The organism is Asticcacaulis sp. AC402 (assembly GCF_000495835.1).
Lineage (GTDB): Bacteria > Pseudomonadota > Alphaproteobacteria > Caulobacterales > Caulobacteraceae > Asticcacaulis.
In genome coordinates, this window is the sequence record NZ_AWGC01000017.1 from 49,317 (window position 1) to 72,215 (window position 22,899).

Sequence of the window (22,899 nt, forward strand, 5' to 3'; positions counted from 1 at the left end):
TCACAGGGCTCGCCGCAGGGGCTCCCCCTATGGTTTATCCACAATTTTCTTGCCGATGGGCGCCAGGGCCAGGGCAGCCAGTTGCATATCCTTGAACGCAAAGGGAATGCCGATGATGGTCAGGGCCTCGGCGGCGGCAATCAGGACATGGCTGAGCGCAATGTACCAGCCTGCAAAGACGAACCAAATGATATTCAGAGCCGTACCGACACACCCGCCACCCAGGTCCTGGCCGCCCTCGTACTCGGCGCGGTCGACAATCTCACGACCAAAAGGCCAGAACACGAAACCGGCAATTCGCCAGGCCGCCATGGTCCAGGGCAGGCCGACAATGGTCACGGCCAGAATGGCGCCGCCCAACAGCCACAGGCAACCTGAGAAAAAGCCGCCGAAAATCAGCCAGAGAATGTTTAGCAGAAAGGTCATGGTTGTGGTGTCCGTTTCAGATGAAATGGCATTATAAGGGCCCCGACAACGGCTTCACCTTAATTTTCATTTATTTGACGGATGATCGCACACTGTGGGCCGAGGTGACTGCGGGCCAAGGTTACTGCGGGCCGATGTTACTGCGGCTTTATGACACAAGGATGGACGGCGGTTGCAACAGGGTATATACTTGACCGAAAACTGTTGCGGTCAGCTTCGGCTTAACGTTTTGCTTGAGTACGGGCGAGGGCGTCCAGTCGAAGCTTAAAAAAACACGCGTTATCTACTTGCATTTGTGACGGGTTTTTTCGTCGCTGTGCCCGGGCGATCACGACCTGAACCTGCGCTGAAAACAGCCGGACTCGGAACGAAAGGCGTTGCAATTGACGGACATTATCAATTTCAACAAGGCACGAAAAGCCAAGCTAAAACAAAGCAAAGCGAAAAATGCAGCGGAAAACCGCGTTCGTTTTGGCGTTTCTGGCAAGGCGCGCGCGGCAGACCGTTTGAACCGCGACCAGCAGACGGCGCGGCTGGACGGTCACCGCCTGGCAACAACTGTAGAAAATCAAAAATCTGTTGACGAGGAACAATAAAAAACCCCAGATTACCAGCCATCGGGGGTGTAAGGTTAGATAATACCTGAGTTCTGAAGAGTACAAGGGCTACAGTTGCGTATGAGAGACGGCCAAAACCGGCGCACACTGCAAACGCGGATCATCAAAGATCCGGAGGAAAAATAAATGCCTGGCCTAAAAAAAAGATCGGTCAACCTGGCGGGACATGCCACTTCGGTTGCCCTTGAACCCGAGTTCTGGGTGGTGCTGGAAACCATCGCCAAAGAACGTCGAATCAGCCTCGCGGCCTTGATTGCCGAGCTTGATTCGAAACGGGGAGAAAGTCTGCTTGCCTCCTTTTGCCGCCTGTCCGCCTTGGCCTATGCTCAGGGTAAGGGCATAGCCAAGCGAAAGAAGGCCTGAGGAAGCGAATTTCCGGGGAATTTTGCGGCCCAACACATAACAATGTTATGCGTTGGGCCGATGTCAGCAGCGTGCCGGCCCTAACTCGGCCATGTTTTTCGCCATCCTGGTGGAACGACATGGAGGCGACGCTATGACTTTTCCCAAAATCTGCTCCCTACCGGTTCTCGGCCTGGGGGCGCTCATCCTGGGCGCCTGTCAAACCATGGCGCCGGTTGGCGGTCAGGGCAATATCGACGCCTTGACCTCGACCCTACGTGACGCCGCATCGGCGGAAGGCGACAGCGTCGGTCTTATCCCGCCGCTGCGCGTGGGTGCGGCCAAGGCCGATGTCGAGGGTCAGTTGACGAAGGCTGGCTACAGCCGGTTCAACACCGGCATCGTCGCGCCGCAGCCCGGTCAGCCCAGTCTCGGCGTCTATGGCAAGAGCATGGGCAAGGGCTATCAGGTCGATCCCTGCCAGGTACGCTACAACATCACCGTCCATTTTGACGCCGCCGACAGGCTGGCCTCGGCAGAAGGGTCGTGGGTAGATGCGGGCTGTTTGTAGGCTTATGCGGAAGAGGCGAACTCTTTGTTTTCATGCAGCGGTTCTGGGGCTGGTCGCTTTCGTCCTCGCGGGTTGCGAGAGCTTCGATCCGGCTCTGAGTTCAGGATTAGCTACTGCTGCGATGAATGCACCGCGCGATGAGATATCTCAAGCTGTGCGTAGCGGGGGATGGCAACCCCGAAACATGCTTTTGGCGAAGCGAACCACTTTGACGGACGCGCCATTGGCGAGAGGAATGCCGCGCCAAGCCATCGAGCAGAAGCTGACTCATGCGGGATATCGCCGAGAGGATAGAATTGTTCTCGGTTTTCCGGGGGCTGAGGCGTGGTCCCTCCTTGTCGTTGGTGCCTGCAACGAGGACCTCAACGTTTTTGTGGCTTTTGACACGTCGGACAGACTGGTCCAGGCAGAAGGCATCTCGCACGAAGCTGGCTGCCTATAAAAGCCTGCCTGTAGATATCACGTATTCGGGGTTGGACTTGGACGCCGGGGTTGCTAAATTGTTCCGATGGAATCTGTCACCACCCGCATCAGCGACCTCGCCGCCGTCCGACCCGCCCGGCCGGAACTGTTTTCCGGCCTCAATCCCGAACAGGAATCCGCCATCCGCGCCACGGAAGGCCCGGTTCTGGTCCTGGCCGGCGCCGGCACGGGCAAGACGCGCGTGCTCACGACCCGAATCGCCCACATCCTGCAAACGGGTCTGGCCAGGCCGTGGGAGATATTGTGTGTCACCTTTACCAACAAGGCGGCGCGCGAAATGCGCGAACGGACCGAGCGGCTGATTGGTCTGTCGGCGGAGGGTTTGTCGAACCTGGGCACCTTCCACGCGATCGCCGCGCAGATACTGCGCCGCCATGCCGAACTGGTGGGCTTGAAGTCGAGCTTCACCATTCTGGACGACGACGATCAGGTGCGGCTGATCAAGGGCATTTTCGAATCAGAGAGCATCGATCAGAAGCGCTGGACGCCGAAATCTTTCGCCTGGCACCTCGATCAATGGAAGAACAAGGGGCTGTCGCCGGACAAGGTAAAGGGCGATGGCACCGAGTTTGCCGGCAACCGCGGGCAGAAGCTCTACCAGATGTACCAGGACCGGCTGCGCATCCTGAACGCCTGCGACTTCGGCGACCTGTTGTTGCACAACCTGACGATCCTGACCCAGCATCAGGACGTTCTGGAGCACTATCACAAGCGCTTCAAATATGTCCTGGTCGACGAGTATCAGGACACCAACATCGCCCAGTATCTCTGGCTGCGCCTTCTGACCAATGCGAACCGCAACCTGTGTTGCGTCGGTGACGACGACCAGTCGATCTATGGCTGGCGCGGCGCCGAGGTCGACAACATCCTGAAGTTCGAGCGCGACTATCCCGGTGCCAAGGTCATCCGGCTGGAACGCAACTACCGCTCGACCCAGCATATCCTCGGCGCGGCGTCGGGCCTGATCAAGGCCAATTCGGCGCGCCTGGGAAAGACCCTGTTCACAGATCAGAAGGGCGGCGACAAGGTTCGCGTCAACGGGATTTGGGATGGTGCCGCCGAGGCCCAGTTCATCGCCGAAGATATGGAAAAGCTGAAGAAGGGCGGGCGTAACTGGTCGGACATGGCCATACTGGTGCGGGCGTCTTTCCAGATGCGGGCGTTCGAAGAGCGCTTCGTCATGCTGCAGATTCCTTACATCGTTGTTGGCGGGCCGCGGTTCTTTGAACGCGCTGAGATCCGCGACGCCATCGCCTATTTGCGCCTGATTCAGTCGCCGGACGACGACCTTGCCTTCGAGCGCATCATCAATATCCCCAAGCGTGGCATCGGCGACGCTACGGTGCAAAAGCTGCTGCAACAGGCGCGCCTGTCGGGTCAGAGCGTCATGACGTCGGTACGCGATCTGGTCACTACCGACGAGTTGCCGGGGCGCTCCAGGACGCCGCTGATCGCGTTTTTGCGTGACTATGACCGCTGGGCCGCCATGGCCGGGGAGGCGCGGGCGGAGGCTGTGCTGGACACCATCCTCACCGACAGCGGCTATTTCGACATGCAGCGCGCCGACAAGACCTCGGGCCAGACGCGGCTGGACAACCTGAAGGAACTGGGCGATTCGATGGCCGCCTTCGACAACCTTCAGGCTTTCCTGGAGCATGTCGCCCTGGTGATGGACCTGGAACGCGACAACGGCGCCAATAGCGTCCGGCTGATGACCTTGCACGCCGCCAAGGGGCTGGAGTTCCCGGTGGTCTACCTGCCGGGCTGGGAAGAAGGCATCTTCCCCTCTCAGCGCTCGATGGACGAGGGCGGTCTGAAATCCCTCGAAGAAGAGCGCCGGCTGGCCTATGTCGGCCTGACCCGGGCGCGTGAACAGGTCAAGGTGAGTTTTGTCGCTAACCGCCAGGTCTATGGCCGCTGGACCAGCCAGATACCGTCGCGCTTCGTCGACGAATTGCCGATCGAGCATGTCGAGGCAACATCGCAAACCGGCTATGGCAATGCCGGCTGGACGTCGCAGGAATCACGCTGGGACCGTGCGGGCTATCAGCCGAACCATGCCAGGCGCGAGCGCGACCCGTCGCAACCCGGCGGGGTCGACATGTCACGCCTGGAACGCAAGCCGGTGCCGCATCGCCAGCCGGCGGCGGCCAAGCCGGACGCCAAGAATTTGAAGGTCGGCGAGCGGGTCTTCCACGTCAAGTTCGGCTACGGCCGGATAACCGAGGTGGAAGGCAACAAACTGGTTGTGGATTTTGAGACCAGTGGCGAAAAGAAGGTCATCGACAGTTTCGTGGATCGGGCATGAGGATGAGAACTACGGCATGGGTGTTGGGTTTGACGCTGGCGGCGGGCGCGGCCCAGGCCGGTGACACGCAATGGAAAACTGTTGCTCCGGAGAATGTCCTGGTGGTCGATACGGCCAAGGGGCGGATCTTCGTCGAACTCCATCCCGAAGTGGCGCCCAAGGCGGTCGAGCGCATCAAGCTTTTGACCCGGCGTGGTACCTATGACGGTTTGCAGTTCTGGCGCGTGGCGCCGAACTTTGTCGTCCAGATCGATGTCGGCAATGTCGAGGGCGGCAAGACCGAGTTACCGAATTTGCCGCCGGAATTCCGTTTCCGGCTGGGCGTGGACGCGCCCCATACGGTAATCGCCCGGCCGCAGGGGCTGGAAAGTGGCTTTATTGGCGCCATGCCGTACATCGCCGTTGAGAAAAATTCGGCAGGGACTCCGAAAGCGGCTGACGGAAGCCGCTCAGCCTGGATCAGCTACTGCACCGGCGTTGTCGGGATGGGGCGCGATGCGGCGCGGGATTCGGCCAATGCCGAGGTGTTTTTCATGACGGGCGCCTATCCCGGGATCGACCGGGAGTTCACGCCGGTTGGCCGGGTGGTGGTGGGGCAGGACATATTGGCCGGGTTGCCGCAAGGCGAGCCGCCGGCGGCGCCGGACGTGATCCGGACGGTCCGGATTTTGGCGGATGTCAGGGATGGCGGACGGCTGGAGGTCGAAGATACGGCGGCGGCTGCGTTTGCGGCGAAGGTGGCTGCGACGCGGACGGCGCGCGGGGCGGATTTCTCGGTGTGCGACGTGCCGGTAGCTGGCCGGATAACGCCGTGAGCGACGACTGGGTGGTCTCGGGCAAGGTCAAGGCGCGGGAAACGGCCGAGGGGCTGGAGATCGTCATCGATGGCCTGACGACGCAGGGGCGGTACTACAAGCCTTTGGTCTATGAGTTCTTCCGCAAGGAATGGCGCGGTTCGCGGCCGGCCTGGGGTGACCACGCGGTCGATATCCGCATGGAACATATCGGCGATCCGCCCTGGATGGATCTGGACAACCTGGCCAAGGCGCTGCTGGATGCCATCAAGGGGTTCGTGTTTCACGACGACAGCCAGGTGGCGCGGCTGCTGGTCGAACGGTTCCCGGGAGAGCGGGAGCAGATTAAGATCAAGGTCTATCCGTTGAAGCGCTGACACAAGATGGGGTTTGCTGCGCCGTTCACACCGGCTTCAACAGGCCCCACCACGCCAGGACGATGATGTAGAACAGCCAATAGGCCAGCAGCAAGCCGTGCGCCACCTTTTGCCAAAGAGCCCAGCCGTCGCTGACGCTGAACCTCTGGGGCTCATTGTAGACGAACCAGGACATACCGATCTGGGTCAGTGTGCCTATTGCGCCGAGGATGGCCAGCCACGATGCCAACTGGACCTGGCCGCTGGGCCAGGCTGTGAACAGCCGGTCGGGATCTTCGGCCAGGCCCGACTGCCACGCATTGAAGGTGAAGATGGCGACCAGCCAGACCAGGGACAGGCCGGCTGAAATCAGCGATGCCCGCGCCTGGGCTTCGGTCGGACGTTCGTGTCGTGTCAGGCCGCGGACCTGGGCCATCCACACCAGTATACAGGTGGCGATCATGATCATGGTCAGAAAACGCAAAGTGCCCGGCTCATGGATCCAGCCGACGCGCTCGAACCGCATCTGGTTGCTGGCCGTTTCGAACGCCTGGGCCTTGCTGCCCGCCTTGGGGATCAGGAAGTGCAGGCCGCCCAGCTTACCGGCAGGGCCGCTGCCTTCGCTGTTCTGCGGGTTGAAAAAGTTCTGTGCCGAGGCCGGGACAAAGGCTGAAATGCCATCTTCGGTCGCCAGGATCAGTCGGCCATCGCGATCGATGGTCACCTCGGCCGTGTTGATGAGACGGGTGACAGCCCCTTCCAGCCCACCATAGGCCCGCCGTGTCGAAACATAATGGCCGCGGATGGCGTTGTAGTAGCGTTTGTTGCCAGCGAAGGCTTGGTTGGGCGTCGGCGTCAGCGGGGCGCGCACGAGGTTGCCCTCGAGATGGTCGAGCAGCAGGTTGGGGAAGCCTTCCGCCAGGGCCGCGCCCGACTGGGTATTGGTCGTGATGAAGATACCAAGGTTCATTTTCGGCACGATCACGAGGTTGGAATTGAACCACAAGGTCGATCCGCTATGGCCATAGGTAACGAAGCCGGACGGCGCCGTGCGCACCATCAGGCCCGAAGCCCAGCCGTTATAGCCTTCGGGCATTTTCAGGATCGGCGTGCGGAAGGCGCGCGCCGAGTCGGCATTGTACAGCGAAATACCGTCAGCCTGACCGTCCGCCAGCATCACCGACATCAGCCGCGCCATATCGCGCGCCGTTGTTGACCCGCCCACGGCCCCGGACATGGCTATGGCGTGGTCGAAGGCGCGTGCTCGATAGGTGGCACCGTCCCAGATGTAGCCGTACGACAGGGCATCGGTCAGGGCGGGGGACAGAGGCGTCGGCAGGTTGCGGACGTCACCCGGACCGATGACATAGGGCTCACGCAGGGTGGTATGGTCCATGCCGAGTGGCTGGAAGATGCGTGCCTCCATCAATGATGGTACGTCCTGGGCCTTGGCTGTCCGGCTCAGCGCCGTCGCGGCCAGGGCGACCCCGAAGTTGGAATAGGAACTGTACTGCCCGGGCGGGCGGACGCGACCCGGGGTGTGGCGGCGGAAATAACCGTCAGGTCCGGACAACTCGTTTTCATTCAGTTCGAACAGGTGACCCAGGCTGGTGTCCTCGAAGCCGCCGGTGTGGGACATCAGGTGGCGCAGGGTCAACGGCTTGTCGGCATTGTTCTCGGCAAAGACGTCGGACGGGATGTACTGGACGATTGGCGTGTCCATCCCGACGCGACCGGCTTCGATCTCCTGGCGTGCGACGATCCAGGTGAAGGTCTTGGTCACCGAGCCTATGCGGAACATGCTGGTATTGGGGTCGACGCGGCGTGCCGGTGACAGCCGGTCGTAGCCGTAGCCCTTGACCAAAAGGGGGGTATTGCCCTGAACGACGGCAACGGACGCCCCCAGAACATGGTCGCGCTGCATGAGCGCGCGGACGACGGAGTCGGTGAAGGTCTCGATATCGTCGGCGCTGATCGGCGTATTGGCGGAGACCCCGGGGAAGGATTCAACAACCGGAGCGCTGGGTGCCAGGGGGCGGACCGTCAACGCGGGCGCTGGCATGGCGGTGACCGTTTGAAGATAGCTGGGAACAACGGCTGATGGGGGCGAACTGGAGGCGCTGGCCGAGGCCGCCGCGCCGGGCCGCGGCTTGGGCGTGCCGGGGTTGGCGCCTGAACTGGTCGCGCTGGAACTGGATGCCGATGCCGATGATGGAACGTAGGGCTTCAGCGTCGACGGCGGCGTTTCCACCGGCGAACCGGACACCGGCGGAACATCCTGGGGAACCGCCGGCCCGGCGGACACACCCAGGATGACGGCCAAAGCCCACCCCTTAACCGTACCGAAACGCCTGCCGCCTGCCATAAGAGCGCGCCATGTCATGTTCACTGAGATCCCGATACGCCTGCCGATAGCCGCACGGCTGAGTTTAGGCGATTCTGGGGCGCAATGTACGTCCTTTTTGACGCCGTCTGCCGATTACTTTTTGCGGAACTGATCGAGCGAAACGACCTTTGGGGCATCTGGGGAGCCATCTGGGGAGTCATCTGGGGTAGCATCATCGTCCTTGCCGGTGTCCGGCGAGGCGGAGACGAAATCGGGAACCACGACCTCGGTTTTGGTGCCTTCCAGAGCTTCTGCGGGCAGGTCTTCCGGGTCGGTGTCCTGCGTGAGGCCCGAGCCATCGTCGACTTCGAACTCCAGCATGAACTGGGCGATCGGGTCGTGAAAACGGGTGATGGCAGCGTAGGGCACGGTCAGCACCTTGGGCGCACCACCGAAGGTAAGTGTGACGCGGAAGAAATCTTCCGTTACGCGCAACTCGCGATACTGATGCTGCAGCACGATGGTGATGTCGTATGGATAACGTGCCAGCAAGTCGTCCGGGACGGAAACACCCGGGCCGCGCGTCAGGAAGGTGACGTAGAAGTGGTGCTCGCCCGGCAGGCCTTGCGGCGAAGCAGCACGGCGCAGGGCCTGGCGGATGACGCCACGCAGGGCATTTTGGGTCAGACTGGCGTAATCCATCAGATCTGACGGTATCTGATCGTCGGTCATGTTATCCTTGCGCGCCAAATGGGGGGCGCCAAACGGGGCGCAAAACGAGGCGTATACGGGGGCAATAAGACTTAACACGCCCCTACGCAAACGAAACTGTAAAATCTTCCGCTCACGAAAAAGGGAAGCCTGCCTTGTTCATGAAGCCCGCCTTGTTCATAAAGTAGGTGTAAGTGGCAGGCTTCTGTTGCAAGGCGCCTGCCGGGCCCCGCCTAGGGGGCTTATTCCCTAGGAGTTTAGGTGGAGGATCCCCGCTGCATTACGCAGCAAGGGCATGCTCCTGAGCGAAGTTATCGTTCGCAGTTAGAAAATGAGCCGATCGCGGAGGCTCATACCGAGGGAAGGCTTCACCTTTACACGCCTGTCGATGCTGATCGGCCCCATAAACGTCCGGCCATAGACTTCCGGAAGGAAAATGGTGGAGCCGCCGGGAATCGCACCCGGGTCCAGTTCGCTTATTACGTGGGCGTTTATCCCCATAGTCCGGTTACCCGTACACTCCCAATATAGGCACAGCCGTCCTTGATGGGAAGAGAGGCGTGAAAAAAATGGCAAATTGCGAACGCCGGTACCGAACCGCCGAACTCTATTCAAGCCGGCTTATCGCGCAATACCAAGCCTCATAAAGAATGACGCTTAGTCTTCGCTTTTTTTAGCTCAAGCGCCGGACTAGGCGCCCCCATGGCTCCTCGCAAAAGCTCGGGCGCCCCAGAACGTTCTTTGGCGCGCTTGCCAACCCACGATGAGGCAAGGTCATCGAGGGTTGGTATAAAGGGGGGGCAAAAGCTATGATAACTTTGAAAATGCGGATTCTGTTTGCTCAAAAAAACGGGAGCCAGAGCGGCGGCAATCGCCGGGCCACCCTCACGCGGACTTCCTGGCCGGCAGGGGTTGTTCCAGCCATTGCGCCAGCCATTTCCCGGCGTCAAAGCCCTCAGGCTCGCCGGATTGCTGGACCATGTACTGGACCTCGCCGATCAAGTGCGACAGTCCGATGGCGCGTTCGCTGTCCTCGGCCGACAGGTCTTCCTCGCGCCTGGCCTTGCGGTTGGCGATGGCGGCCGGCATCCGCAGATATCGCAGAACCCTGTCCTGCGATTAATCCATCATTCGGGTCACGTTTTTAAGGTCTGAATACCACCAAGTGGCGGGTAACAAAAAAAATGGGGCGGAATGACAAGGTCATCCCGCCCCAGCTTCACGCCCCCGTGTATCGGATATCAGGCCTTGGGTGCTTCGACCACACCGTCCAGCTTGGTGGTGCGTTCAAGCTTCGGGCTGATCAGATGAATGATGATCAGGGCAACAATGTAGGCGGACCCCGCCAGCCAGAAGATCGTCTTGTAAGAACCCGTCGTTGTCAGGATGAAACCGACATTTTTCGACATGAGCATACCGCCGATCGCACCGCACATGCCGCCAAAGCCGATAACTGATGCCACAGCGTTGCGCGGAACGGTATCGGTTGGCAGTGTATAGAGATTGGCCGAAAACGCCTGGTGCGCGGCGGTGGCAATGCCGATAATCAGCACAGCCGTCCACAGGTCCTTGACGCCGTCCAGCCAGAATACCGGCAGGACCATCACAGCACAAATCAGCAGCGTGAGTTTGCGGGCATGGTTGACGGTCAGGCCCGACTTGAGAAGGGTCGACGACAACCAGCCACCGGCGACAGAGCCAAAATCTGACAAGAGGTAGATGACGATGATGGGCAGGCCGAAGCTGGACAGGTTGAGGCCGTGGTTCTTACCCAGAAAATCCGGCAGCCAGAAAAGCCACAACCACCAGATGGGATCGGTCAGGAACTTTCCAATGGCAAACAGCCAGGTCTCCTTAACGCCGATAATTTTGAGCCACGGTACCTTGGCGCCCTTGTCGGCCGGGTCGCTTTCGATGATCGCCAACTCTGCAGCATTGACCTTGGTGTGTTCACGCGGATGGCGATACATCATCCACCAGGCGACCAGCCACACCATGCTGCCGATGCCGGTGACGAAGAAGCAGGCACGCCAGCCCCAGCCCAGGCCTTCCAGTGTCAGCGTCATGTCGCCGATCGGCACGGTCACGACGCTGAGGGTGATCAGGGGAATGGCGAAGGGCGCGACAATAGCGCCGATATTCGCGCCCGCGTTGAAGATGCCAACCGCAAGGGCACGCTCCTTCTGCGGAAACCACTCGGCAATGGCCTTGAGGCTGGCGGGGAAAGCGCCCGATTCACCGATGCCCAGGGCAAAGCGGGCGACCATGAACTGGAAGGCGTTGCCGACAAATCCCGTAAAGGTGTGAGCCACGGTCCAGATTGCAAAAGCGATACCGTAGCCGGCGCGCGCGCCAATGCGGTCGATAATCCCGCCAAAGGTGACGTAGCCGATTGCGTAGGCGGTCTGGAACCAGAAGACGATATCGGCATAGGTCTGTTCGGTCCAGCCCTGTTCCGGGCCGACCGTATCCTTGAGCAGTGCGAAGGTCTGACGGTGTGTGTAGTTGACGACCATTGCCACCAGCAGCAGGATACAAATAACCCAGCGATAGTTGCTGGCCTTCTGCACCGCACCGGAGGTGATCGCGTCACGATCTATATCGTTCGGCATGATACTTTCCCTGTCCTTATGCGCCTTGTTAGCGTTATCAAGCCCTTTTCGGACCGATTGTCCAGCGCAATAAGCCTCACCGTGACACCGGTGTCAAGGCGAGTCCCCCAAATCGGAGTATTCGGCTCAGTGTTTTTTTGTGGATGGCAGGTAAGACTCCGGGCGTCGTCAGCGCCACGTACGCCCAGGGCGCAGTAAGAGGTTTGAATTTCACGGCTGCCATCCTTTCTGTAGTGACAATTCTGTCTGCATAACCGCTGTCCTCTCGCCATGACAGCCTTGGTGTTCGTTAATCGCCCCGCATGTCTAGAGCGCAATCCGATAAAGTGTGTGGCACCCGCACGGGCGCTCCCGTTTTCGGATAAATTGCGCGACAAAACAAAAGCTTAGAGCGGGATTGTGATTCCATCAAAATTCATCCGGCTCGAGAGTTCTGGAGCGGAATTTCGGTCGCAGCTGGACCAGTGCGCATGACGGCTATTTGCCAAAGGACGCGGTCAGCCTGTAAGTCGTGCCATCGAAGATTTGGCGGACAGCGGTGACCACACTGTCGTCCTTCCAGGTCCGCCGTTCGACGACGAGGCAGGCGGCACCTTTTTCGATGCCCAACCTGACGCAGACCTCAGGCGACGCTGCGACTGCGCTGATCTTGTGTTCGACCCGCGTCCACGGCACCGCCTGTAACAGCCAGTGACCGGGCGACTGGACGGTAAAGTCGGCTGTTTGCGCGTCCGGAACGACGCTGAGACAAATCCGCCGTTCCTCGAAAGCCAGGGCGCGGTCCTGCGCGTAGTGGACGCCGGTCAAGGCCAGGACCGGACCATCGAGATCGTCGTCGGCAATAACATGCGCGTTCAACAGTTCGAAGCGATAGCGGTCCCCACGCGCGGTGACCTCGACCTCGATGTCGGGAATCTCCAGCACCGGTGCATCCAGTCTTGGCAGGCGGACGAAGGAGCCGGCGCGCTTGCGTCGTTCGATAAGGCCCTCGCCGACCAGCCGGCTCAAAGCCTTGTTGACCGTCATGCGGGCGCAGCCATAGGTCTGCATCAGGTCATGCTCGATGGGAATGCGCTGACCCGGCCGCAATTCGCCCGCGCGGATTCGGTCTTCCAGGTCGCGGCTTATGCGGCGGTGGAGCGGCCAACCTTTTCTAACGAGGCTCATGCGCGCAGAACCTCCAGTGCGCGGACATAACGGGCCAGAATATGGTCTCGCAGGACGTGGCGCCCGTCCTGGACCTGAAGGCGGCCATAGCGCCAGACCCGGTCGACGAGACTGCCACCGGCGGCAAAGACCAGCGAATCCAGGATTTCGTCGCCCGTCTTTCCGGCGAGCGCGGCGTGGTCGGCCTTAAGGCTGACGATGTCCGCAGGCTGGCCTTCGACGAGACCGGCCGGGCAGCCCAGCGCCTTGGCACCGCCTGCGAGGGCCTCGGTGTAGAGTCGTGTACCCGTCGATTGGCCGGGCCGGGCCAGGACGTTGCGCGCGCGGTGCCACAGTCGCTGGCCGTATTCCAGCAATCGCAATTCCTCGCTCAGGCTGATGCAGACATTGGAATCGCTGCCAATACCCCACCGCCCGCCGTGGCCGAGATAGTCCGCCGCTGGAAACAATCCGTCGCCCAGATTGGCTTCGGTCACGGGGCACAGGCCGGCGACAGCGCCGCTGCGTGCCAACCGTACGGTTTCGTCCCCGGTCATGTGGGTGGCGTGGACGAGACACCAGTTCGGCCCGACATCGCAGTGGTCGAGGAGCCATTCCACCGGCCTTTGCCGGGTAAAGGCCAGACAGTCTTCGACTTCGCGCACCTGCTCGGCGATGTGGATATGGATTGGCCGGTCGCCGGCCAGGGCGGATAGTACGGACAGTTCTTCCTCGGTCACCGCGCGCAGGGAGTGAGGCGCGACGCCCAGACGACCGTTCGGCACTTCGTCGACATACTGGCGGCAACGTTCATACAACTGCACATAGCTGTCGAGTGTGGAAACGAACCGCTTCTGGCCTTCGGTCGGTGGCGCGCCCCCAAAGCCGGAATGCGCGTAAAACACCGGCAGCAGAGTCAGACCCATGCCGGTTTCGATGGCGGCGGAGCCGATCGCGCCGACCATCTCGGCGGGATCATGATACGGACGGCCATCGGGAGCATGGTGCAGGTAGTGGAACTCGCCGACGTGGGTAAAGCCAGCTTCCAGCATCTCCATGTAAGCCAACGCGGCGACCGCCCACAGTTCCTCCAGACCGATGCGGGCAGTGAAACGGTACATCAATTCGCGCCAGCTCCAGAAACTGTCCGGCCCGGCGCCACGGCGTTCGGTCAGCCCGGCCATGGCGCGCTGAAAGGCGTGGCTGTGCAGGTTGGGCATGCCAGGCAGGGCGATAGCATGACGTTCGTCGTCGGCCTCGGGCGCCACATCGGTTTCGATTCGCCTGACGTGGCCCTGAGCCACCGTCAGGCGCACCTTCTGCGCCCAGCCACCGCTCAGCAGGGCTTCCCCGAACCACAGCCTGAATTCCCGCACCGGTCACCTCACAGAAACTTGCTTCGAGACGAAGTTTGCCGCTTGCCAGACGTAATGTCTATACATTATCTATTATGTCTAGACACTATTGGGAGCGGCCGATGCGCTGCGATACGCTCTGGACGAATGCCCGCCTCGTCACCATGACCTCCGGCGTTGAGGTCGTGGACTGTGACGTCATGGACGGAGTCGTGGCCAGCCGTGACGGCCGTATTGTCTATGCCGGTCCAGAGCGCGATTTTGATGCTGACACCACGCACGACCTGGCCGGACGGCTGGTAACGCCGGGCCTGATCGATCCCCACACCCACCTGATCTATGCCGGCGACCGCTGCCACGAATTCCGCGCGCGCCTGGAAGGGGCTTCCTACGAAGACATCGCCCGCGCCGGTGGCGGTATCGCCACCACGGTCAGAGCGACGCGCGCGGCAACGGAAAGCGACCTGGTGACCCAGGCCCTGCCGCGGCTCGATGCCCTGCTGGCCGAAGGCGCTACGACCGTCGAGATCAAGTCCGGCTACGGCCTGACCCTGGCCGACGAGCTAAAGATGCTGCGTGCGGCACGCGCCCTGGCCGATCATCGCCGCGTGCGGATCGTCACCACCTTTCTGGGCGCCCATGCTCTGCCGCCCGAGTTCGCCGGACGTTCGGACGACTATGTCACCGAGGTCTGCGAAGTGATGATACCGGCCGTCGCCACCGGGGGCCTGGCCGTCGCCGTCGATGCCTTTTGCGAAAACATTGGTTTTACCCCCGCTCAGACCGATCGCATCTTCACCGCCGCCCGCGCCCATGGCCTGCAGGTCACGCTTCATGCCGAGCAGTTGTCGAACCTGAACGGTGCCGCCCTGGCCGCTCGCCATGGCGCCGTGTCCGCTGACCATCTCGAATATCTCGACGAGGCCGGCATCGCCGCCATGCGCACCGCCGGCACGGTGGCCACCCTGTTGCCGGGCGCCTTCTATACCCTGCGCGAAACCAAAGTCCCGCCGATCGACGCCCTGCGCCGGGCCGGTGTGCCCATCGCGCTTGCCACCGATCACAACCCGGGAACCTCCCCGCTCAGTTCACTGTTGCTGACCATGAATATGGCCGCAACCCTGTTTCGCCTGACGGTCGGCGAGTGCCTGGCAGGCGTCACCCGCAACGCCGCTACCGCGCTCGGCCTTGGCGACGAGATCGGCACCCTCGAAGCCGGCAAGGCCTGCGACCTCGCCGTCTGGGATGTCGACACGCCGGAACAGCTGGTCTGCCGCATGGGCCTCAACCCCTTGTACCAACGCGTTTTCAACGGAGCGGTGTCATGATCACCCTGACGGCCGGCCAGGTTTCCCTTTCGCAGTGGCGCGATATCTACCGCGGCGCGGCCTTCAAACTCGATCCCGCCTGTCTGGAGGCCGTCGCAGCCAGCGCGGCCGCCGTGTTGCGCATCCTGGCCCAGGGCGAGCCGGTCTACGGCATCAATACCGGCTTCGGCAAGCTGGCCTCGACCCGCATCGACGACCACGACCTGGCGAAGCTTCAGCGCAACATTATCCTGTCCCACGCCGCCGGCGTCGGTGCGCCATCGCCGCGGCCGGTGGTGCGCCTGATGCTGGCGCTGAAACTGGTCAGCCTGGCCCAGGGCGTGTCCGGTGTGCAGACCGCCACGCTGACCCTGCTCGAAGCCCTGCTGGAACGCGACCTGATGCCGGTGATTCCCTGTCAGGGTAGCGTCGGTGCCTCAGGTGATCTTGCGCCCCTGGCCCATATGGCGGCCGCCATGATGGGGATAGGGGAGATCGACGCAGGCGGCACCGTCATGCTGGCCATGGCCGCCCTGACGGCCGCCGGTTTGACGCCCTTGGTGCCTGGCCCAAAGGAAGGTCTGGCCCTGCTGAACGGCACGCAGTTTTCGACCGCCAATGCCCTCGCCGGACTTTTTGAGGCCGAGCTTCTGCTGCAAACCGCGCTTGTCACCGGCGCGCTAGCGACCGAAGCCGCCAAGGGCTCTGACGCCCCTTTCGACCCGCGTATCCATGCTGTGCGCCGGCATCGCGGCCAGATCGACACGGCCAAGACCCTGGGCGATCTCATGGCCGGATCGGCCATTCGGGCCTCACACCTGAAGGGCGACGAGCGAGTCCAGGATCCTTACTGCCTGCGTTGCCAGCCCCAGGTCATGGGCGCCGCGCTCGACATCCTGCGCCAGGCCGCCGTCACCCTGGAAACCGAAGCCAATGGCGTTTCCGACAACCCGCTGATCTTCACAGACTCGGACGTCGCTCTGTCCGGCGGCAACTTCCATGCTGAACCCGTGGCCTTCGCCGCCGACATCATTGCCCTGGCCGTGTGCGAAATCGGTTCCCTGTCAGAGCGCCGCATCGCCATGCTGGTCGATCCCGCCCTGTCGCGCCTGCCGGCATTCCTGACGCCGCATCCCGGGCTGAATTCCGGTTTCATGATCCCGCAGGTGACCGCTGCCGCCCTGGTTTCCGAAAACAAGCAGAAGGCCTATCCGGCCTCGGTCGATTCCATCCCGACCTCAGCCAACCAGGAAGACCACGTCTCCATGGCCGCCCATGGCGCGCGCCGGCTCAAGGACATGACCGACAATGCCTTTGCCGTCTTAGGCATTGAACTGCTGTCGGCCGCCCAGGGCTGCGACTTTCATGCGCCCCTGAATTCGTCGGCGGCGCTGGAAAGCGTCCGCGCCTTGGTCCGGCAGGCCGTTCCGGCGTTGGACGATGACCGCTATTTCCATCCTGACCTGCAACAGGCCATTGCCCTGGTCCGCACCGGCAGCGTCGCCGATGCCGCTGGCATCGCCCTTCCAGACGTCAATCCGTAGGGAGCCTCCCATGACCGACAATGTCCGCCGCATCCTGCCAGCCACGGGCACGCAGCTGACCGCCAAGTCCTGGCTGACCGAAGCGCCGCTGCGCATGTTGATGAACAACCTGCACCCCGACGTCGCCGAACGGCCGGAAGATCTGGTCGTCTATGGCGGCATCGGCCGGGCGGCGCGCGATTGGAACAGCTATGACAAGATCGTCGAGACGTTGCGCCGCCTCGACGATGACCAGACGCTGCTAATCCAGTCGGGCAAGCCGGTTGGCGTTTTCCAGACCCACCGTGATGCGCCGCGCGTCCTGATCGCCAATTCCAACCTGGTGCCGCGCTGGGCGACCTGGGAGCATTTCAGCGACCTGGATCGCAAGGGGCTGATGATGTACGGCCAGATGACGGCCGGATCGTGGATCTATATCGGCACCCAGGGCATCGTCCAGGGCACCTATGAAACCTTTGCCGAAATGGGCCGCCAGCACTTCGGCGGCGATCTGAAGGGCCGCTGGCTGCTGACCGCTGGCCTGGGCGGCATGGGCGGCGCCCAGCCGCTCGCCGCCGTCATGGCCGGTGCCTCGTGCCTGGCCATCGAATGCCAGGCCTCTCGCATCGAGATGCGGCTTCGCACCGGCTATCTCGACCGTTCGACAGCCGATATCGACGAAGCCCTTGCCTGGATCACCGAAGCGAAGACGCCCCAAAAAACGCCCCTGTCGGTCGGCTTGCTCGGCAATGCCGCCGAAATCCTGCCCGAACTGTTCCGGCGCGGCGTCCGCCCGGACATGCTGACCGATCAGACCTCGGCGCACGATCCCGTCAACGGCTACCTGCCGGCGGGCTGGTCGGTTGAGCAATGGCTGAGCCTGCGCGAAAGCGATCCGCAGGCGGTGGCGCGTGCCGCCAAGGCGTCCATGGCCGTCCATGTCCGCGCCATGCTGGACTTCGCCAAGGCGGGTGTCGCCACGGTCGATTACGGCAACAATATCCGCCAGGTCGCTCTCGACGAAGGCGTCACCAACGCGTTCGATTTTCCGGGCTTCGTCCCGGCCTATATTCGTCCGCTGTTTTGCCGTGGCATCGGCCCGTTCCGCTGGGTGGCCCTGTCGGGCGATCCGGAAGACATCTACAAGACGGACGCCAGGGTCAAGGAGTTGCTGCCGGACAATGCGCATCTGCATAACTGGCTCGACATGGCGCGGCAGAAGATCAAGTTTCAGGGCCTGCCGGCGCGGATCTGCTGGGTCGGCCTGGGCGATCGCCACCGCCTGGGCCTGGCCTTTAACGAGATGGTCCGTACCGGTGAACTCACGGCGCCGGTGGTCATCGGCCGCGATCACCTCGATTCCGGTTCGGTCGCCTCGCCCAACCGCGAGACCGAAGCCATGAAGGACGGTTCGGACGCGGTATCGGACTGGCCTTTGCTGAATGCACTGCTGAATACGGCGTCAGGCGCGACCTGGGTGTCGCTGCATCACGGCGGCGGTGTGGGTATGGGCTATTCGCAGCACGCCGGCATGGTTATTGTTTGCGATGGCAGCGAAGATGCCGACCGTCGCCTGCGCCGCGTGCTGTGGAACGACCCGGCCACGGGTGTCATGCGCCATGCCGATGCCGGCTACGATATCGCGCTGGACTGCGCCCGCGAGCACGGACTGGACCTGCCGGGGATTTTGTAATCTTATCCTCCACCGCTTTGCCTGCCGGCGAGGCCGGGGGAGGTGTCGAGCAAGTGAGCCCCCTTACGGGGCGAAACGCGTCGAGACGGAGGGGGCGGTACAAGCTCCGAGTTCCCGGCTCCCCCTCCGCTTCGACACGCTACGCTTTCAGCTTCGCTTGCTCAGCACCTCCCCCGCAAGCGGTGGAGGATAAGAAAATTAGTGGTTATCCCGCGGCAGGCCCATCGTCTGGGCGATGCGCTGAAATTGCACGGAGTCTTCCAGGGTCGCACCCGTGTCCATCTGGCCGACCGTGGCGCGCTGCATGACCTGCCACGGCGTCTGGCTCTTCGGATACTGGAAGCCGCCGGCGGCCTCAAGGGTACCCCGACGCTGCGCCAGTTCCTCATCGGAAATCAGCACATTGACCGTGTTGGTATTCAAGTCGACGCGTACCCGATCATTCATCTGCAGCAGGGCCAGGTTACCGCCAGCGGCGGCTTCCGGCGAGGCGTTGAGGATCGACGGCGAGCCCGAAGTCCCCGACTGACGGCCATCGCCGATACAGGCCAGGGACGAGATGCCCTTTTTGATCAGGTACGACGGCGGACGCATGTTGACGACCTCGGCCGAGCCCGGATAGCCGATCGGGCCGGCGCCGCGCATGAACAGGATGCAGTGCTCGTCGATCCCCAACGACTCATCGTCGATGCTGGTGTGATAATGTTCTGGACCGTCGAAGACGATAGCGCGGCCTTCGAAGGCTTCGGGATCGTCGGGATTGCTGAGATATCGCGCGCGGAACTCCGGCGAAATCACGCTGACCTTCATGACGGCGGAGGTAAACAGGTTGCCCGACAGGACGCGGAAACCGGCGCGCTCCTTCAGGGGCTTGTCGTAGGGACGAATGACGTTCTCGTCTTCGGTCACGGCATCGCGGCAGTTGTCGCCGATCGAGGTGCCGGTAACGGTCAGGGCGTCTTCAAAGATCAGACCCTGGTTCATCAGTTGCTTGACGACAGCCGGGACCCCGCCGGCGTGGTGATAGTCCTCACCGAGATATTCGCCGGCCGGCATCAGGTTGACGATCAGCGGCACTTCCTCGCCATAGGTCTGCCAGTCCTCAACCTTCAGCTCGACGCCGATATGGCGGGCCAGGGCGTTAAGGTGGATTGGGGCATTGGTCGAACCGCCAATGGCAGAGTTGACACGGATGGCGTTGATAAACGCCTCTTTGGTCAGAATATCCGACGGCTTCAGGTCCTCATGAACCATGTCGACGATGCGCTTGCCCGTGCGCCAGGCGCATTCCTGGCGGTCGCGGTGCGGCGCCGGAATGGCGGCGGCGTAGGGGAGTTGCATCCCCAGAACCTCGGCCAGCGAGTTCATCGTCGTGGCCGTGCCCATGGTGTTGCAGTAGCCGGTCGACGGCGCGGATGACGCCACCAGCTTGATAAAGCCCTGATAGTCGATCTCGCCGGCGGCCAGAAGTTCGCGGGCCTTCCAGACGATGGTGCCCGAGCCGGTGCGCTGACCCTTGTACCAGCCGTTCAGCATGGGGCCGACGGAAAGGGCAATGGCCGGGATATTGACCGTGGCGGCCGCCATCAGGCAGGCCGGTGTGGTCTTGTCGCAGCCGATGGTCAACACGACGCCGTCCAGAGGGTAGCCGTACAGGACCTCGACCAGGCCGATATAGGCCAGGTTGCGGTCCAGGGCGGCGGTAGGACGTTTCCCGGTTTCCTGAATGGGATGGACCGGGAATTCCAGCGGAATACCGCCCGCTTCGATAATGCCTGCCCGGATGCGGTCCGCCAGCACCAGGTGATGCCGGTTGCAGGGCGACAGGTCCGAACCGGTCTGGGCAATACCGATGATCGGCTTGCCCGACTGGAGTTCTTCCAGCGACAGACCGAAGTTCATGTAACGCTCAAGATAGAGCGCTGTCATGTCGGGATTGTGCGGATTGTCGAACCAGGCGCGCGAGCGCAGGGGTGTTTTGGCGGGCTTATCGAAGGACATTTAGGGTCTTATTGAACGGTGTAGAGGTGGTGGACGGTCGTCTGGGTGTAGGTCTGGCCCGGATCCAGGCGTGTCGTCGGGAACGAAGGCTGGTTGGGGCTGTCCGGATACCGCTGCGCTTCGAAGGCGACCGCCTGGTACTTGACCAGCTTCTGGCCGCCCTTGCCGGCAAGGGTGCCGTCCAGGAAGTTGCCGGTATACATCTGAATGCCCGGCTCGGTGGTGGCGATGGTCATGCCGCGGCCCGAAACCTTGTCCTCGATCGTGACAGCCAGCTTCGGTGTTGCCGTCAGGCCGCCACGCACGATGTAGTTATGGTCGATGCCGCCATTGCCGACGATGATCTGCGGGTGGGTCGAGGTGACGCGCTCGCTGATCAGGCCCGGGCTGTTGAAGTCGAAGGGCGTACCCGCAACCTTCAGTTCGCCATCGGGGATCAGCGTCTTGTCGACGGCCAGGATGGCGTCGGACTCGATCTTGACGTAGGCGTCCAACGCCGAGCGGGTCACCGGAACGCCGCCCAGGTTGAACAAGGAGTGGTTGGTCATGTTGACGACGGTCGGTTTGTCCGTCGTCGCCTTGTAGCTGATGGTCAGGTCGTTGTTCTCATTCAGCGCATAGGTGACCTCGGCGGACACCGTGCCCGGATAGCCCTCCTCGCCGTCGGGAGAGACATATTGCAGCGTCACCGAAGCGGTGTCGCCGCCGGTTTTGACGTCGGTGATGGTCCAGTTGCGCTTGTCCCAACCCTTTACGCCGCCGTGAAGGGCGTTCGGGGCATTGTTGGTGGCGAGGGTGTAGGTCTTGCCGTCCAGGGTGAACTTGCCCCTGGCGATGCGGTTGGCATAGCGGCCGACCGTGACGCCGGTATAGTTCGGTGTCTTTTCGTAGCCTTCGATGGTGTCGTAGCCGATGACGATATCGCCTGGCGCGCCGGCCTTGTCAGGAACCATCAGGTTCTGCAGAGTCGCGCCATAGGTGATGATGCGGGCGGAGACGCCCTTGGAATTCTTCAGTTCGACGGCCTCGACCTTGCTGCCGTCCGAAAGCGCGCCCCAGTCGGCGCGCGTGGCGGTCGCTGCAGCGGCGTCCTTATCGGCTGGTGTACCCTTGTCGGCGCAGGCCGTCAGGCACATGACAGCACCCAGGCCCATCGCCAGACCTAATCTCTTTACCATCGACATCATGCTTTGCCTCTCCTGAGACGCTGGGACTCTTGAAACGAGTCCGTTTCCATCACCCTGTAGACCGGTTCTGGCTGTAAACCCCCCGGCTGTATCTTCACACGAGTCATAGCTGCGGTGATAAAGTCCGACAATAGTAAAACTAAAAATCACACAAAATAACCGATCTGACGCGTCCTGATGGCGTGGTCGGCGCTTCCGCCCGATAGCCTCAGCTCTGAAAGGCGCGTTCGGTGTCCTCGTGCGCCATCCGGATGAGGGATTCCATGCACCAGCGCGCTGCCCGGCCATCGCCGGCGGCTACGGCTTCGAAGACGCGCTCATGGTCAGGCACCGGATCGCGGGTCAGGGCATTGTGCCGGGCCTTGTAGCGCGTTGTCCATGATACCGCGGCCTCAATCGACGAACTGAGCGAGGCCAGGGCTTCGTTGTCGGTCGCCTGGATCAGGGTGTGGTGGAATTCCAGATCGGCGCGACGGCCGGCCTCAGTCTGCAGCGTCTCGCGCTTCATGATCTCGATCGACTGACGCATCGATTCGATCTGCTCATCGGTGCGCCTCGCCGCCGCCAGTTCGGCGGCCGCCGGTTCGGTGATCAGCCGCAGTTCGAACAGAGCCTTGACGAAGTCATGGGGTGGCTCGGTTTCAAACATCCAGCCCAGGACTTCTGGATCCAGCAGGTTCCAGCGTGCCCGTTCGGTGACGCGTGTGCCGGTCTTGGGGCGGCTCTCGACCATGCCCTTGGCGGCCAGGATGCGGATCGACTCGCGGTACGCCGAGCGCGAAATATCCAGAGACGAGGATGAGTCGATTTCGTTCGGCAGGACCTCGCCTTGCTTATAGACCCCGCGCAGGATATCGACCCCCAGCTGCCGCGCCAGAGCGCCGTGCAACCGGCCCTGGTACATCAGGTGGCTTTGGCCGGAACCGCCTTCACGCGGTCGGGCCGCACTCATCTTGAGGCGGCGGGACAGGGTTTTGGTGTCGGGGGACTTGCCTTCGCCTTCCGACTCGGGTGTGGCGGGTGTACTCATGTCCTTGTCATGACATTGAATTGTCTCTTTGACAAAGCTATTTTGCGGCGTATTGGCCGAGTGAAAATCTGCATTTGTCTGAGTAAGCAATCGCAAAGTGCCGGCCTCGAA

19 protein-coding genes and 1 other RNA gene are annotated in these 22,899 nt (G+C 62.0%); 9 read left to right on the plus strand and 11 right to left on the minus strand.

Annotated elements, in window-relative coordinates:
- Positions 1-27: 27 nt before the first annotated feature.
- Positions 28-426, minus strand: a complete 399-nt coding sequence (locus tag ABAC402_RS30990) for a YccF domain-containing protein (protein WP_023449665.1) — start codon at positions 424-426, stop codon at positions 28-30.
- Between the two features lie 383 nt (positions 427-809).
- Here ABAC402_RS30990 and ABAC402_RS30995 point away from each other — a divergent pair, with 383 nt between their 5' ends.
- From ABAC402_RS30995 to ABAC402_RS31025, 6 genes are all read left to right on the plus strand, one after another.
- On the plus strand, positions 810-1,022 hold the full coding sequence (locus ABAC402_RS30995) for a DUF4169 family protein (protein ID WP_023449667.1): 213 nt from the start codon (positions 810-812) through the stop codon (positions 1,020-1,022).
- 147 nt (positions 1,023-1,169) lie between these two features.
- Positions 1,170-1,406: a ribbon-helix-helix domain-containing protein gene (locus tag ABAC402_RS31000; RefSeq protein WP_023449668.1), complete on the plus strand. Its 237-nt coding sequence runs from the start codon at positions 1,170-1,172 to the stop codon at positions 1,404-1,406.
- A gap of 133 nt (positions 1,407-1,539) precedes the next feature.
- Positions 1,540-1,956 (plus strand): hypothetical protein, encoded by a 417-nt coding sequence (locus ABAC402_RS31005; RefSeq protein WP_155847379.1) that lies wholly within the window; start codon positions 1,540-1,542, stop codon positions 1,954-1,956.
- A 508-nt stretch (positions 1,957-2,464) separates the two neighbouring features.
- Complete coding sequence (locus tag ABAC402_RS31015) at positions 2,465-4,747, plus strand: ATP-dependent helicase (protein WP_023449671.1); 2,283 nt, start codon at positions 2,465-2,467, stop codon at positions 4,745-4,747.
- Entirely contained in the window at positions 4,744-5,562 is an 819-nt protein-coding gene (locus ABAC402_RS31020) for a peptidylprolyl isomerase (protein WP_031235609.1), read from the plus strand. The genes ABAC402_RS31015 and ABAC402_RS31020 overlap by 4 nt, the downstream gene beginning before the upstream one ends.
- Positions 5,559-5,918 (plus strand): RusA family crossover junction endodeoxyribonuclease, encoded by a 360-nt coding sequence (locus ABAC402_RS31025; RefSeq protein ID WP_023449673.1) that lies wholly within the window; start codon positions 5,559-5,561, stop codon positions 5,916-5,918. Before ABAC402_RS31020 ends, ABAC402_RS31025 begins: the two co-directional genes overlap by 4 nt.
- A gap of 25 nt (positions 5,919-5,943) precedes the next feature.
- Here the strand turns inward: ABAC402_RS31025 and ABAC402_RS31030 are convergent, their stop codons facing one another.
- From ABAC402_RS31030 to ABAC402_RS31055, 7 genes are all read right to left on the minus strand, one after another.
- Positions 5,944-8,280, minus strand: coding sequence for a serine hydrolase (locus tag ABAC402_RS31030; protein WP_235079953.1), 2,337 nt, complete (start codon positions 8,278-8,280; stop codon positions 5,944-5,946).
- Positions 8,281-8,376: 96 nt separating this feature from the next.
- On the minus strand, positions 8,377-8,955 hold the full coding sequence (locus ABAC402_RS31035; RefSeq protein WP_023449675.1) for an SspB family protein: 579 nt from the start codon (positions 8,953-8,955) through the stop codon (positions 8,377-8,379).
- A 172-nt stretch (positions 8,956-9,127) separates the two neighbouring features.
- Positions 9,128-9,491, minus strand: a transfer-messenger RNA (tmRNA) gene (ssrA, locus tag ABAC402_RS39715).
- Positions 9,492-9,819: 328 nt separating this feature from the next.
- Positions 9,820-10,023 (minus strand): hypothetical protein, encoded by a 204-nt coding sequence (locus tag ABAC402_RS31040; RefSeq protein WP_023449677.1) that lies wholly within the window; start codon positions 10,021-10,023, stop codon positions 9,820-9,822.
- A 152-nt stretch (positions 10,024-10,175) separates the two neighbouring features.
- Positions 10,176-11,546 (minus strand): MFS transporter, encoded by a 1,371-nt coding sequence (locus tag ABAC402_RS31045; protein WP_023449678.1) that lies wholly within the window; start codon positions 11,544-11,546, stop codon positions 10,176-10,178.
- 477 nt (positions 11,547-12,023) lie between these two features.
- Complete coding sequence (locus tag ABAC402_RS31050) at positions 12,024-12,713, minus strand: UTRA domain-containing protein (protein ID WP_023449679.1); 690 nt, start codon at positions 12,711-12,713, stop codon at positions 12,024-12,026.
- Entirely contained in the window at positions 12,710-14,068 is a 1,359-nt protein-coding gene (locus ABAC402_RS31055; RefSeq protein WP_023449680.1) for a formimidoylglutamate deiminase, read from the minus strand. The genes ABAC402_RS31050 and ABAC402_RS31055 overlap by 4 nt, the downstream gene beginning before the upstream one ends.
- A gap of 101 nt (positions 14,069-14,169) precedes the next feature.
- Between ABAC402_RS31055 and hutI the strand changes: the two genes are divergently transcribed.
- Genes hutI through hutU form a run of 3 tightly spaced genes read left to right on the plus strand, consistent with a single transcriptional unit; the run spans position 14,170 to position 18,570 of the window.
- Positions 14,170-15,375, plus strand: coding sequence for an imidazolonepropionase (hutI, locus tag ABAC402_RS31060; protein WP_023449681.1), 1,206 nt, complete (start codon positions 14,170-14,172; stop codon positions 15,373-15,375).
- On the plus strand, positions 15,372-16,898 hold the full coding sequence (hutH, locus tag ABAC402_RS31065; protein WP_023449682.1) for a histidine ammonia-lyase: 1,527 nt from the start codon (positions 15,372-15,374) through the stop codon (positions 16,896-16,898). Before hutI ends, hutH begins: the two co-directional genes overlap by 4 nt.
- Before the next feature lie 10 nt (positions 16,899-16,908).
- Positions 16,909-18,570, plus strand: coding sequence for a urocanate hydratase (hutU, locus tag ABAC402_RS31070; protein ID WP_023449683.1), 1,662 nt, complete (start codon positions 16,909-16,911; stop codon positions 18,568-18,570).
- Between the two features lie 198 nt (positions 18,571-18,768).
- On the opposite strand, the gene ABAC402_RS31075 is transcribed toward hutU, so the two are convergent.
- From ABAC402_RS31075 to ABAC402_RS0120200, 3 genes are all read right to left on the minus strand, one after another.
- Positions 18,769-20,571, minus strand: a complete 1,803-nt coding sequence (locus ABAC402_RS31075; protein WP_023449684.1) for an IlvD/Edd family dehydratase — start codon at positions 20,569-20,571, stop codon at positions 18,769-18,771.
- 8 nt (positions 20,572-20,579) lie between these two features.
- Complete coding sequence (locus tag ABAC402_RS31080) at positions 20,580-21,758, minus strand: aldose epimerase family protein (RefSeq protein WP_155847380.1); 1,179 nt, start codon at positions 21,756-21,758, stop codon at positions 20,580-20,582.
- Positions 21,759-21,966: 208 nt separating this feature from the next.
- Entirely contained in the window at positions 21,967-22,710 is a 744-nt protein-coding gene (locus ABAC402_RS0120200) for a FadR/GntR family transcriptional regulator (RefSeq protein WP_031235612.1), read from the minus strand.
- Positions 22,711-22,899 lie beyond the last annotated feature (189 nt).